Source organism: Mycobacterium sp. NAZ190054 (assembly GCF_001545925.1).
In the GTDB taxonomy this organism is placed as follows: domain Bacteria; phylum Actinomycetota; class Actinomycetes; order Mycobacteriales; family Mycobacteriaceae; genus Mycobacterium.
The window spans coordinates 14232-26211 of the sequence record NZ_LMVQ01000112.1 but is presented as its reverse complement, the minus strand read 5'-3'; the positions used below and the strand labels follow the sequence as shown (position 1 = coordinate 26211).

Genomic DNA, 11980 nt, shown 5'->3' with positions numbered 1-11980 from the left:
CGGTCGCGGCGAGGTCTACCGGCGGGTGAGCGACACGTTCAGACCGGTCAGCAGCCGGTGGACGCGTTCCTCGATGTCGTCGCGGATCGGGCGCACCGCGTCGAGGCCCTGGCCTGCGGGGTCGGGGAGTTCCCAGTTTTCGTAACGCTTTCCGGGAAAAATCGGGCAGGCGTCCCCGCAGCCCATGGTGATGACGACGTCGGCGGCTTGCACGATCTCGTCGGTCCAGGGTTTCGGGTATTCGCCGGTGATGTCGATGCCGACTTCGGCCATGGCCGCGACCGCCGCAGCGTTGATTTCGTCGCCGGGTTCGGACCCGCCCGACCAGGCGACGGCCTGGTCGCCGGCCAGGTGGGTGAAGAATCCCAGGGCCATCTGCGAGCGGCCGGCGTTGTGCGTGCACAGGAATAGCACGGTCGGTTTGCCGTCGGTGATCTTGCCCTCGACTCTTGCCAGGGCGTGCAGCCGTTGACGGGCGAACCGTTCGGCGAGTAGCGGCAGGAAGTGGGGAACGGTGGCGCGGCCGGCGAATTGGTCGTAGGAGGAGTGCAGGAACCGTTCGATGGTTTCGGTGCCGAAGGTGCCGTCGAACTCGCCGTGCAGCCGGGTCGCGGCGGTCTTCAGGGCCAGCTGTTGGTCGATGGACAGGCTGTCGCGGAGTTGGTGGGTGACGGGGCTGTCGGTCATGGAGCCGTTTCCGTTCTCGTCGTCGGGTCGATCGGCTGATCCCGGGAGGTATTCAGGGAGGTGTGGTGTGTGAACCGGTGGCGCAGCGCCAGCGAGACGTAGACCAGCGCCACCAGTACGGGAACTTCGATCAACGGGCCCACGACGCCGGCCAGGGCCTGCCCGGAGGTGGCACCGTAGGTGGCGATCGCGACGGCGATGGCCAGTTCGAAGTTGTTGCCGGCGGCGGTGAACGCCAAAGTGGTGGTCCGCTCATAGCCGAGGTCGAGCACGCTGCCCAGCAGGTAGCCGCCGCCCCACATGATCGCGAAATACGCGAGCAACGGCAGTGCGATGCGGGCCACGTCCCACGGATTGGTGGTGATCTGATCGCCTTGCAGGGCAAAGAGAATCACGATGGTGAAGAGCAGGCCGTAGAGCGCCGACGGCCCGATGCGCGGCAGGAACCGCGTTTCGTACCAGTCACGCCCCTTGGCTTTCTCACCGAGCCGGCGGGAGAGGTAACCGGCCACCAGGGGGATACCGAGGAAGATCAGCACGGATTTGGCGATCTGCCACGGTGAGGTGTCGATGGTGGTTTGTTCGAGTCCGAGCCAGCCGGGCAGCACCGACAGGTAGAACCAGCCCAGGACCGCGAACATCACCACCTGGAAGATCGAGTTCAGCGCGACGAGCACAGCGGCGGCTTCCCGGTCCCCGCAGGCCAGGTCGTTCCAGATGATGACCATCGCGATGCAGCGCGCCAGGCCGACGATGATCAGACCGGTGCGGTATTCGGGCAGGTCGGGCAGCAGCAGCCAGGCCAGCGCGAACATCAGCGCCGGGCCCAGCACCCAGTTCAACACCAGCGAGGAGAGCAGCAGTCTGCGGTCGCCGGTGACGGTGTCGAGACGGTCATAGCGCACCTTGGCCAGCACCGGGTACATCATGATCAACAGGCCCAGCGCGATGGGCAGTGAAATCCCGTCGAACTGAACACTTTCCAACGCGGTGTTGAGCCCGGGGATCCAGCGGCCCAGCAGCAGACCGGCGACCATCGCCGCACCGATCCACAGCGGCAGAAACCGGTCCAGGGTCGAGAGCTTGCCGACAACCGACGGCGGTGGCGTCGTGGTGTCGGTCATGCCGGCACCGCTGCGGAGGTGTCGGTACCGAGCAGGACGGCCAGGCTGGCCAACGCTTCGGGCACCACCGCGTAGTAGACCCACGACGCCCGACGCTCCGAGGTCAGCAGACCGGCATCGCGCAGCACCTTGAGGTGATGAGACACGGTCGGCTGCGACACGTCCAGGCCCGCCGAGATGTCACAGACACAGGCCTCGCCGCCGACGTGGCTGGCAATCGCCGAGAACAACTGCAGGCGTACCGGGTCGCCCAGAGCCTTCAGCTTGACTGCCATGCTCGCCGCTTCTGCCGTGGAGAGCGGTTCACGCAGTAACGCGCCGGGCGGGCAGCATGCGTCCGGTGCGGGCACGAGCTCCGGCGACGAATTCGACATTCATCGATATTGATGGATATCGAATCAATGGTCAAGTGAACAACTGGCGGCGGGTGGGGGAACCGGCGAGGCTGAGCAGGGCGGCCAGCGCGGCGACCACGCCGAGAAGCACGAACATCGGCGCATATCCGCCGAGCAGGCTGGCCAGCGCCGCGCCGATCCACGGGCCCAGCGCGGTGACCACGGTGACCGGGGCTGCCATGACGGCGCTGAGGTGACCGTAATGTGTCGGGCCCCATCGGTCGGTGACGGCCGTCGCCTGCAGCAGCGTCAGGATCCCGCGCGCGAAGCCGGCGAGGACCGTCACGACCACGAGTGCGATCAGTGAGGTGAACATCCCGAGCAGGGCGGTGGTGACGGCGATCGCGGACAGAATGAGCACGGTGCGGGTCCGCACGCCCAATCGCCGGGTCAAGGCCCCGTATCCCAGGCGGCCCAACACCTGCCCGACGCCACCCAAGCCGAGCGCGAGGGCGGCGGCCTGGGTGCTGATGCCGCGTTCGGTCATCAACGGCACGAGGTTGACGATGATCGCATAGGAGGCGCAGGCGGCCAGTGCGATCGCCGCGGTCAACGCGATGAAGGCGCGGCTGCGGGTGGTGGTGGTCGGCGAATCGGCATGATGGGAATGTGGCGCGGGCGGCCACGGGTGGCGCAGGCCGAAGAAGTGCGCGGGCACCGTGATCACGGCCAGGGCCGCGGCGAGCACGAGATAGGTGGTGCGCCAATCCAAATGATCAGCCAGTAGGGCGGTCAGCGGCGCGAACACCGTGCTGGCCAGGCCGGCGACCAGGGTCAGCACAGTCAGCGCTCGGACGTGGCGCGGCCCGTACCAGCGGGTCAACGCCGCGAACGCCGGCTGATAGAGGACCGCGCCCATCGCGACTCCGGCGGCGAGCCAGGCCGTGACGAACCCCCCGAAGTTGGGTGAGACCGCCGCACCGGCCAGGGCCAGCGGGCCGAGGACCGAGCCGGCCGTCATCACCACGTGCGGGCCGTGTCGATCCAGCCGACGGCCCACCAGGATCCCGGTCAGGGCCGAGGTGACCAGCGCCGCCGAGAACGCCGCGGTGACCGCGGGTTGAGACCAGCCGGTCTGATCGGTGATGCGCACCGACAACACGGTGAAGGCGTAGTACAGCACGCCCCAGCTGGTGATCTGGGTGAGACACAATGTCGCCAGAATGCGGCGGAGTACCGCATCACTGAGCGTCCCGGCGTGCGCCGCTGCGCAATCCGTCCGGCCACGGTCCCGGCGGCCGGTGCCGACGGGGCCCGAGAATGGATCCGTCAACCTATCCCCTCGAAGCGCTGCTGTCGCCGGTTGCCCCACCCCCGCATCGGGGGGTGGGGCAACCGTCTAGGACGGTACTCAGCAGCAGGGCGCCGTGCCCGCCGGCTCACCCGCTGGGGCGGAGCTGCCGCAGCACACCCCATCCTTGTCCTCGGCGGAGTCGTCGGGATGTTGCGGGCTGGTGCCGAAGGTGTCGGAGTCGGCCAGCACGGTGTAGACCTCCCATTTCTCCCCGCCCGGGCCCGTCACCCACACCTTGTCCTGGGTCGCGAAGCAGCACGTGGTGCCGATCTCCTCATCGGTGAACAGACCTTCGCCGGTCAGGCGGGCGATCTCGGCATGCACGTGGTCGCTGGACTCGACCTCGACGCCGAGGTGGTTGATGCTGCCGCCCTTACCCGGGTTCTCCAGCAGCACCAGCTTCAGCGCCGGCTCCGCCACCGCGAAATTGGCATAGCCCGGCTTCACCTTCGCCGGGCTGGTGTTGAACAGCTTGGAATAGAACAGGATCGCCTCGTCGAGATCATCGACATTGAGAGCGAGTTGAACGCGGGACATGATGATCGACCTTCCGCTTGGGGGATGAGACATATATCGAACTGACGCGTCGATCTCAGAGTGCCACCTTTTTGATATATGTCAAGATAGGTGGCAGGATGGGGGCTATGCCCAAAGCGCTGCCCGTGATCGACATGTCCGCCCCGGTGTGCTGCGCCCCGGTGGCCGCCGGCCCGATCAGCGACGCGGATGCCCTGGCGGTGGCGATGCGATTGAAGGCGCTCGCCGATCCGATGCGGGTCAAGATCATGTCGCTGCTGTTCAGCTCGACCCGTGCGGAGGAGACCAGCGGAGACCTGGCCGCGGCGCTGGACCTGAGTGAGTCGACGGTCAGCCACCACCTCGGTCAGTTGCGCAAAGCCGGGCTGGTGATCTCCGATCGCCGGGGCATGAACGTCTTCCACCGGGTGAAACCCGAGGCGCTGCAAGCGCTGTGCGTGGTGCTCGACCCGAGCTGCTGCCAGTAGTGACGCGTGCCGGGCACAGAGCTCACCCCGGGTGCAGGCTGACCGGGATCCCGGAATAACGCACCATCCCGGTCACCACGTCGATGTCGTCCTTGTTGGTGAGACGGTTGACGTTGGCGGTGTGGTGTCCGTGCGGGATCGACACCGCCCCTCGTCGGATGGAGTCGTCGAATCGTGCGACGCCGGTCAACTCGCCGTTGGCGTTGCGCACCGTCACCGGTCGACCGCTGACGAGCCCCGCTGCGGCACCGTCGTCGGGGTGAACGAGTACCTCGGCGGTTTCGCCCATGAAATCGAGTTGGCCGTTCAGCTTCTTGCGCTGGCGCCGTGGCACCATCACCAGTGGCGCCGGCGGCTTGAGGGCGGCGAGCTGATCGACGAGCAGCTGCGGGGCCAGCCGCCAGCCGCCCATCCGCTCGATATGCGCGTCGACCCACGGCGCGGGGAGCTCCCGGCCGGCGTCTGCCCAACCGGTGGCCGCCACCTCGTCGTACTTCGACCGGGCGCCGGTCAACAGGACGGTGAGCACGTCGTCATCGGTGCTGGTGTCCGGATCGGCCAGGCCAAGGTCGTGACCCAGTCTGCGGCCGATCTCGGCGAACACCCACCACATCGACCGCCGATCACCGACCGGCTCCACGACGGCGGGGGAGTACTGCACGGAGACCCTCGAGCTCAGGATGTCGTGGATGGTGATGTCGGGCCGTTCCAGCGGATCCTTGGTGGGCAGGACATGGGTGGACAGTTCCGCGGTTTCGTTGTTGATGATCTCGGTGGTGGCGAACACCTCGAGTTGCTGCAGAGCCGGGATCAGCCGGTTGGTATCGGGGAAGGACGTGACCAGACTGCCGCCGACGTTGATCAGAGCGCGGATGTTGCCTGCGGCGATCTCGTCGGGCAGCACCGCGCACGGCCATTCGTTGATGAACGCCTGCGCCTCCGGGCGGCTGCGCGGACCCGGGCCGAACGATCCCTCCGGCGGTGTGACGGGCAGCAGATCACCGAAAGTCTCGATCTGGTAGGCGAATCCGGGGTGGAACCAGGTGCCGCCGGGACGGTTCATCGCGCCGGTGAGGATCATCAGCACCCAGGCCAGCCACTGAGTGACGTTGCCCCGGTCGGCCGTCATGGTGACGCCGGTGCCGGTTTCGACCGCGACGCAGTCGGCGCCGCGCACCGCGTCACGCAGTCGCGTGAGGTCCGCTTCGGGCACGTCGGCCAGCGCCGCCGTGTGGGCCAGGGTGAACGGTTCGACCGCGGCCCTCAGCTCGTCGACGCCCTGCACCGGGACATCGGCCTTCATGCCCTCACGCAGCAGTTCGCGCACCAGGTAGGCCAGCACCGCGTGATCGGTGCTCGGCCGCGGTGCCAGATGTCCGGTCGCCAACCGGGCGGTCTCGGTGCGGCGCGGATCGATCACCCACACCTGACCGCGCTTGGCGATGTCCCGCACGGTGCCGGTCGGATTGGGCATCGAGATCGCATGGCCGTGCGACACAACAGGATTGACGCCGATCAGCATCAGGAAGTCCGCGTTGTCGAGGTCGGTACGGCCGGACAACCCCATGAACCCGCCGACCAGGTCGGATATCAGGGGCTTGGCGGTGCCGTCGATGGTCAACGGGCTGAACTTCGCCGGGGTGCCGATCGCCGCGTGCAGCGCTTCGGCCATCCGGAAGCCGGCACTTTCCATGGTGCTGAAGTAGAAAGCCACCGATTCAGGCCCGTGCCTGTCGATGACGTCGCGCAGCCGGGTGCTCAGATCGTCGAGGCAGGTCTCCCACGTGGTTTCGCGCTGCTGGCCGCCGATGCGCATCCGCGGGCGCTCGATGCGGTCGGGATGGTGGTGCAGCAGCGGTAGCGCGCGCCCTTTCGGACAGGTATAGCCCCGCGAGAACGGATGGTCCTGGTCGCCGCGGACCCGGACGACCTCGTCGCCGTCCACGTCGACGAGGATGCCGCAGACCGACGTGCAGACACGGCAGAAACTGTGAACGGTTCTCATGCGTTATGCCCGTCTATCAGAAGGTGTTTCACGTCGCCAACGCGCATCTCGGCACACTGATGGCGTCCTGTCCCGAGCCATCGGCGACCTCCCACAACCGTCCCGCACCCGCGCTTACCCCTCGGGCGCCTCATCTAGCCGGTCGGCTAGGCCGAACTCTAGTCGTGCAGCCAGAGGAAGGTCAACGTCCATCTGGAGCCGCTCGCCGATACCCTTGGGCGTGCCCACGGATCAGCCCGCCTCACGCGCGCTGCGCGACTTGACGTGGACGCCGGCGCAGCGACGCACCATGAACGCCGCGATGGAGTTGATCGGCCGACACGGGGTCGGTGGGACCTCACTGCAGATGATCGCCGACACGGTCGGCGTGACCAAAGCCGCGATCTACTACCAGTTCAGGACCAAAGAAGAGATCGTCATCGCGGTGACCGCGCACGAACTCGCCTCGTTGGAGGAGGCGGTGGAGGACGCCGAGGCCGAACCCGATCGTCAGCGCGCCCGCAAGCTCCTCCTGGCCCGTGTGATCGACATGGCGGTGACGCGGCGCGACTGGACGCGGACCCTGCAGCACGATCCGGTGATCATGCGTCTGCTCGGCGACTATCGGCCGTTCCGCGACTTCATGGGCCGCCTGTACGGAGCGTTACTCGACGAACACGACGACACCGAAGCGCAGGTGGCAGCAGCGGTACTCTCGGCCGCCATCGGTGGCGCGGTGATCCACCCCCTGATCGCGCACGTCGACGACGAGACCCTGCGCGCCACGCTCACCGATCTGACCCGGCGGCTGCTGAATCTGCCCGAGTGAAGCCTCGCCACGCTACCGTCGCGCCATGCCCCAGAATCCCACCAGCACAACGAGGATGGAGCTGACGACCGTGAACGCCGGCAGACCGATGCTGGTGATCAGCGGCACTGACAGGGCGGTGATCAATCCGCCGCCGAGGATCGGCTCGTACGCGAGCTGTTTGTAACCGTAGTCGGTGGCAGCACTGGTCTGCCGTTGCGGATCAACCATGTCGGCGAGCACGAAGCCGGTGGCCACGTTGCCTTGGGACTGGCCGAAGTCGGCGATCGCGTGCTCGAACCAGTTGTCTCGGTGAAAACGGCGCCCCAGCAACAACAGTGTGATCACACTCCATCCCACACCGATCACGGTGAACACCACCATCGCCGGAATGTTGGATCCGATCACCGCCAGCGACATGGTCCCGATCGCGGTCACCAGCAGCGCATCCAAGGCGATCGCCGAGATGCCGTCGACCGCTCTCTTGTCGATCTTGGCGGCCTGACCGGTCTTGGTCGCCAACCACTGCACGACGAATCCACCGATGACGGTCAGCGGAAAGAGGGGGAACGCATCGAAGACGTCCGAGCCGAAAGCGCCGGCAGCCGCCCTCAGTGCCCATAGCAATCCGATAGCCACCGCGATAGCGGCGGCGATGAGGGCGAACGCGAACACCGTCGGATGAATACCGTCGTCAACCCGGGGCCGGTCGTCGGCGGGCACGACGTGGACGTGATCCACGTCGTAACCTTCCTGGGCGGTGGGTGCCGCATTGCGCATGACCGTCACCCGCGGACTGCGCACCGCCCAGCGCACCAGCCATGACCCGACGCCGATACCGGTGATCATGCTGACGGTGGCCAACCCCAGCCCCACATCGACCAGCTCGGAAGCGCCTGCCTCCGTGAGCAATTGACCCATCCCGGCGATCGTGCCGTGACCGCCCGCGAACGACATCTCCAGCAACGCCCCCGCTTCGGGCGGGAGACCCAGCACCGGGCCCAGGAACAGCAGCACGGCGAGTCCGGCCAGCGCGAAGTGCCCCAACGACAGAAACGTGCCGAACAATGCATGCGGTGCCGCGGCCTGCCAGAGTTGTCGCGGTCTCGGCAACGTCTTGCCGATCATGATGGCGCCGAACACCACGTTGATGAGCAGACCGGGAAGAGATCGCCAGGTCTCCAGAACCTCGGCGGGGAAGAGACCGTGGGTGCCGGTCAGCCGGCCCAGGACCTGCGGACCGAGCAGCAGCACCAGAAACCCCGCGATGATGCTCGCCGGGATGAACAACGCCCGCAGCACCGGGACCCGCGAGCGCACCCACCATCCGACGACGAACAACACACCGAGGATGACGACGGCAAGACCGACTGTCTGCGCACCCGTCAGACGGTCGATCATCGACCCTTACCCCTCCCGCAGCGACCCACCATTCCGGCATCCGGTCGCAACGGCATTCTAACCAGCGCGCCGTCCAGTGGCCGGTCGTCGGCGGAGTCCGCAGACGGATCTGTCCGGTCGAACGACGAGTGTTGATGATGACGGCGTCGTGTTCGGTAATGTCGATGCCGATTTCTCGTTTCCCATGCGGTTGGCATCCGCTCAGTCACGACCCAGTTAGGGCTATGTATCGCCTCAGCTCGCTCGCCGGCGCCGACAGCCGGCTCTTCGGCAGGCAGCGGGTACGCTTGTTGCGGATTTACCTGGGCGCGACGACATTTCTCTACCTGTACGGCGTCGCGTTCACGATCTTCCCGGTACGCACCGACCTCACCTACGCCAACCCGACCGGGGGGATCATCGCGATCCTTCTGGGATCGGCGGCACTGTTATACCTGGCGATCAAACCCGATAACCCCGCGCCGGCAACGTGGGCCGCCATCGCCGCCACCCCGTTCGTGATGGCTTTTCACATCTCGATGATCGCTGAATACGTCTGTTTGATCGGCGCGATGTTCCTGGCCATGTATCTACGGGCATTCCACGCACCCCGTCGCGCATTGCCCTTGATCGCTGCTCTCACCGGCGCCTGCCTGATCGCCGTCGCCCTTGCCCCAGCGCCGGCGACGGGCGTCATCACGTTTGTGATCATGGCCGTGGCCATCGTCGGAGCCTCCGAATCCTTCGGTTTTCTCATGCGCGCGATGTTGACCGCAGCATGCACCGACCCGATGACAGGACTTCTCAATCGCGCCGGTTGGGAGATTGCCACAGCCGACGTGCTGACCCGTGCCCGCTCGGCTCCTGACCCCGTCACCGTCGTCGCCCTCGACATCGACAACCTCAAAAGACTCAACGACACGTGGGGTCACCAAGCCGGGGACCGCCGCATCGTGGAGTACGCCCGCCACTGGAGACACGTCGCACCTGCGGGCGCCGTGCTGGCCAGACTGGGCGGCGACGAGTTCGCCGCCTGCATCGCCGGTGTGAAGGCTCCCGACGTCGAGGAATTCCTCACCAGTATCCGGCGAAACACCCCCGAGGTCAGCCTGGGCACGGCCACGCAGACCTCGGGCGACATCAGCATCGCAAAGCTGTACGCGCAAGCCGATTCCGCACTGTACCGGAGCCGCGGACGGCCCCTTCTGGACCAGACCGACGACGCCAGAACCACGCGTCCCGATGAGGTAGGGGGCTGACACAGGTGACGGCTGCCGGCCCGGGTTCGTATGGTGCTCGGTGTGCATGTCGGGCTGTCCTCACTGATCGACCCGTCGTTGTGGGCGCTTGCCGCCGAGTCCCGCAGCTTCTATGCGCAGCGCCCGTCTCGGCGGGGGCCGAGTGGTTGGGACGAACTCCGCGAAGTCCGAGCAGCGGCCGCGGCGTCGATTCAGTCCGAACCGTCGACGGTGAGTGACGTGGCGATCGCGGGCGGACGGAGCGTCCCGATCCGGATTCACCTACCGACGGCCGAGCCGCCAGTCGGCGTCCTTCTCGAAATCCACGGCGGCGGCTTCTATATGGGGTCCGCCGCGGGCAGTGACACCGCGAACCGTCGGCTCGCCGACACTCTCGGTATTGCGGTGGTCAGCGTGGATTACCGGCTCGCTCCTGAGCATCCGTGGCCATCGGCCCCCGAGGACTGCGAAACCGCAGCACTATGGCTTGTCGACGAGGCAGAGCGGAGGTTCGGAACGACGCGGCTCGCCGTCGGTGGTTTCTCCGCCGGTGCGACGCTGGCGATGGTTACGCTGCTGCGCCTGCGCGATCGAGGTGTCACCGGGTTCTGTTCGGCCGTACTGCAATTCGGAACTTATGACCTGGCCGCACAGACACCGGCCGGGCGCCAGATCGCCGACGAGTACTTCCTCGACGCCTACGCGGGGGCGGCACCGGACCGCACCCACCCGCACGTCTCGCCGATCTTCGCGGACCTCACAGGTTTGCCGCCGGTGTTGATCGTCGTCGGCAGTGACGACATCTTGTTGGAAGACAACCTGGCCATGGCCGCTCGATTGTCGGCAGCCCGGGTCGACGTGAATCTGCGGATCTTCCCCGACTCCCCGCACGGATTCACCGCCCACCCGACTTCGATGGCTCAAGAAGCTCACCGCCAGATCAACGCTTGGCTGACCTCGTGCCTGGACGTACCGCAACGAGAGCAGATCGGACCCAGGTGACTCAACAGATGAGACGGAGTTCTCCTGATAACCCTCGGTTCGCATTTCTGAGCGCGAGCAAGTTGCTGCGACGACGCTGGTGTCCGATCAGGGTCTCACGGTTATGAGGGGGCGCTCTGCGTTGGTCGGCACCGCAGGCACTGTGGCCGCTGCAGTGCTGGGTAACGCCTTCGTCGGCAATGAATCTCTCACGTGGTTCCGTGGATTGAGGTCGCCGCGGTGGCAGTTGCCGATGCCGGGGTTTTTTGTCGTTGCTGCCGTCTATTACGTGATCATGGGTGTGGTGCTGGGACGGGGTGTCGATCGGCGCGCCACTGGCACAGTCGGATGGGCGGTCGCGGTCTTGGCGGGCAACGAGGCGTGGAACGTGCTGCTGTTCAGTCGGCGAAGCCCGCGCGCCGCCTTCTTCGGCTTGCTCGCGTTCTTGTTGCCCCTGGGCGGACTCCAGCGATCAGTCCGGCGGGATCGGAGATCGCGCTTGATGGTGACGGCGTATACGACCTACGTGGTTTTGTATGACATTCCTTGGGCCTACCGACTTTGGCGGCTCAATCGGTCCGAGTCACACGATGGTGAACCGCCTGTTTCACCGCCCACGTGAGCGATGAGAGCGGTTGCCGCACGGCAGCCTTCCGACGCTGCCGGGCCCCGCGCTCGGAGGATGAGCCGCATGGCGGTCTCGGCCTGTCGCCCCTACGGTGGGGACTGTCAACCCAAATGCCAACAGAGGGGAAACCGAACATGCTTGCCATGACGGACGCTGCTGCTGAGGCGGTCACGGCGATGACCTCGCCGGACGGGCCGGACGGAGAGAGTACTGCCGGACTGCGCTTCACGGTGCAGGCACAGGACGATTCAGGGGCGCAACTCGCAGTCTCGATCGCTCCCGGGCCGGAGGAAGGCGATGAGGTGCTCGGAACCGAAGGCGGTGCGCGGATCTTCCTCGAACCGGCGGCGGCCGTCCTGCTCGACGACAAGGTGCTCGACGTCGAGCAGGACGACGAGGGCCGGTTGGCCATCGCCGTGATGCAACAGCCGGAGGCCTGACACGGCCTCTGCCGGCA

Annotated in this window: 12 protein-coding genes and 1 pseudogene; 6 read left to right on the top strand and 7 right to left on the bottom strand. The window is 66.5% G+C overall.

What is annotated here, in order from left to right:
• Positions 1-15 precede the first annotated feature (15 nt).
• From ASJ79_RS09740 to ASJ79_RS09720, 5 genes and pseudogenes are all read right to left on the bottom strand, one after another.
• Positions 16-687, bottom strand: a complete 672-nt coding sequence (locus ASJ79_RS09740; protein ID WP_067954588.1) for an arsenate reductase ArsC — start codon at positions 685-687, stop codon at positions 16-18.
• A 30-nt stretch (positions 688-717) separates the two neighbouring features.
• Positions 718-1811, bottom strand: a pseudogene (arsB, locus tag ASJ79_RS09735) (ACR3 family arsenite efflux transporter); the annotation flags it as partial.
• The gene (locus ASJ79_RS09730) at positions 1808-2185 is read right to left on the bottom strand and encodes a helix-turn-helix transcriptional regulator (RefSeq protein ID WP_067954583.1); all 378 of its coding nucleotides are present in this window, start codon (positions 2183-2185) and stop codon (positions 1808-1810) included. The gene ASJ79_RS09730 and the pseudogene arsB, both read right to left, overlap by 4 nt.
• 31 nt (positions 2186-2216) lie before the next feature.
• Complete coding sequence (locus ASJ79_RS09725; RefSeq protein WP_067954637.1) at positions 2217-3371, bottom strand: MFS transporter; 1155 nt, start codon at positions 3369-3371, stop codon at positions 2217-2219.
• Positions 3372-3557: 186 nt separating this feature from the next.
• Positions 3558-4037 (bottom strand): ArsI/CadI family heavy metal resistance metalloenzyme, encoded by a 480-nt coding sequence (locus ASJ79_RS09720; protein ID WP_067954581.1) that lies wholly within the window; start codon positions 4035-4037, stop codon positions 3558-3560.
• 107 nt (positions 4038-4144) lie between these two features.
• Here ASJ79_RS09720 and ASJ79_RS09715 point away from each other — a divergent pair, with 107 nt between their 5' ends.
• On the top strand, positions 4145-4504 hold the full coding sequence (locus tag ASJ79_RS09715; RefSeq protein ID WP_067954579.1) for an Rv2640c family ArsR-like transcriptional regulator: 360 nt from the start codon (positions 4145-4147) through the stop codon (positions 4502-4504).
• A 22-nt stretch (positions 4505-4526) separates the two neighbouring features.
• Here ASJ79_RS09715 and ASJ79_RS09710 read toward each other — a convergent pair whose 3' ends face one another.
• Positions 4527-6509 carry a molybdopterin-dependent oxidoreductase gene (locus ASJ79_RS09710; protein WP_067954577.1) on the bottom strand — a complete coding sequence of 661 codons (1983 nt, stop codon included), beginning with the start codon at positions 6507-6509 and terminating at the stop codon, positions 4527-4529.
• Positions 6510-6729: 220 nt separating this feature from the next.
• On the opposite strand from ASJ79_RS09710, the gene ASJ79_RS09705 reads away from it, so the two are divergent.
• Positions 6730-7317 (top strand): TetR/AcrR family transcriptional regulator, encoded by a 588-nt coding sequence (locus ASJ79_RS09705; RefSeq protein ID WP_369803641.1) that lies wholly within the window; start codon positions 6730-6732, stop codon positions 7315-7317.
• A 12-nt stretch (positions 7318-7329) separates the two neighbouring features.
• Here the strand turns inward: ASJ79_RS09705 and ASJ79_RS09700 are convergent, their stop codons facing one another.
• Positions 7330-8697 (bottom strand): sodium/glutamate symporter, encoded by a 1368-nt coding sequence (locus tag ASJ79_RS09700; protein ID WP_067954575.1) that lies wholly within the window; start codon positions 8695-8697, stop codon positions 7330-7332.
• Between the two features lie 224 nt (positions 8698-8921).
• On the opposite strand from ASJ79_RS09700, the gene ASJ79_RS09695 reads away from it, so the two are divergent.
• The 4 genes from ASJ79_RS09695 (at position 8922) to ASJ79_RS09680 (ending at position 11963) form a co-directional block, all read left to right on the top strand.
• Positions 8922-9935, top strand: a complete 1014-nt coding sequence (locus ASJ79_RS09695) for a GGDEF domain-containing protein (RefSeq protein ID WP_067954573.1) — start codon at positions 8922-8924, stop codon at positions 9933-9935.
• 42 nt (positions 9936-9977) lie between these two features.
• Positions 9978-10916, top strand: coding sequence for an alpha/beta hydrolase (locus ASJ79_RS09690; RefSeq protein ID WP_156448362.1), 939 nt, complete (start codon positions 9978-9980; stop codon positions 10914-10916).
• Between the two features lie 142 nt (positions 10917-11058).
• Positions 11059-11517 (top strand): tryptophan-rich sensory protein, encoded by a 459-nt coding sequence (locus ASJ79_RS09685; RefSeq protein ID WP_197420152.1) that lies wholly within the window; start codon positions 11059-11061, stop codon positions 11515-11517.
• Positions 11518-11666: 149 nt separating this feature from the next.
• Positions 11667-11963: a hypothetical protein gene (locus ASJ79_RS09680; protein ID WP_231750802.1), complete on the top strand. Its 297-nt coding sequence runs from the start codon at positions 11667-11669 to the stop codon at positions 11961-11963.
• The last annotated feature ends 17 nt before the right edge of the window (positions 11964-11980 follow it).

What these genes read in the sequence shown, in the direction of transcription:
- ASJ79_RS09680 (WP_231750802.1), top strand. Translation starts at nt 11,667, where the DNA reads ATGACGGACGCTGCTGCTGAGGCGGTCACGGCGATGACCTCGCCGGAC.
- ASJ79_RS09710 (WP_067954577.1), bottom strand. Translation starts at nt 6,509, where the DNA reads ATGAGAACCGTTCACAGTTTCTGCCGTGTCTGCACGTCGGTCTGCGGC.
- ASJ79_RS09720 (WP_067954581.1), bottom strand. Translation starts at nt 4,037, where the DNA reads ATGTCCCGCGTTCAACTCGCTCTCAATGTCGATGATCTCGACGAGGCG.
- ASJ79_RS09730 (WP_067954583.1), bottom strand. Translation starts at nt 2,185, where the DNA reads ATGTCGAATTCGTCGCCGGAGCTCGTGCCCGCACCGGACGCATGCTGC.
- ASJ79_RS09700 (WP_067954575.1), bottom strand. Translation starts at nt 8,697, where the DNA reads ATGATCGACCGTCTGACGGGTGCGCAGACAGTCGGTCTTGCCGTCGTC.
- ASJ79_RS09695 (WP_067954573.1), top strand. Translation starts at nt 8,922, where the DNA reads ATGTATCGCCTCAGCTCGCTCGCCGGCGCCGACAGCCGGCTCTTCGGC.
- ASJ79_RS09715 (WP_067954579.1), top strand. Translation starts at nt 4,145, where the DNA reads ATGCCCAAAGCGCTGCCCGTGATCGACATGTCCGCCCCGGTGTGCTGC.
- ASJ79_RS09740 (WP_067954588.1), bottom strand. Translation starts at nt 687, where the DNA reads ATGACCGACAGCCCCGTCACCCACCAACTCCGCGACAGCCTGTCCATC.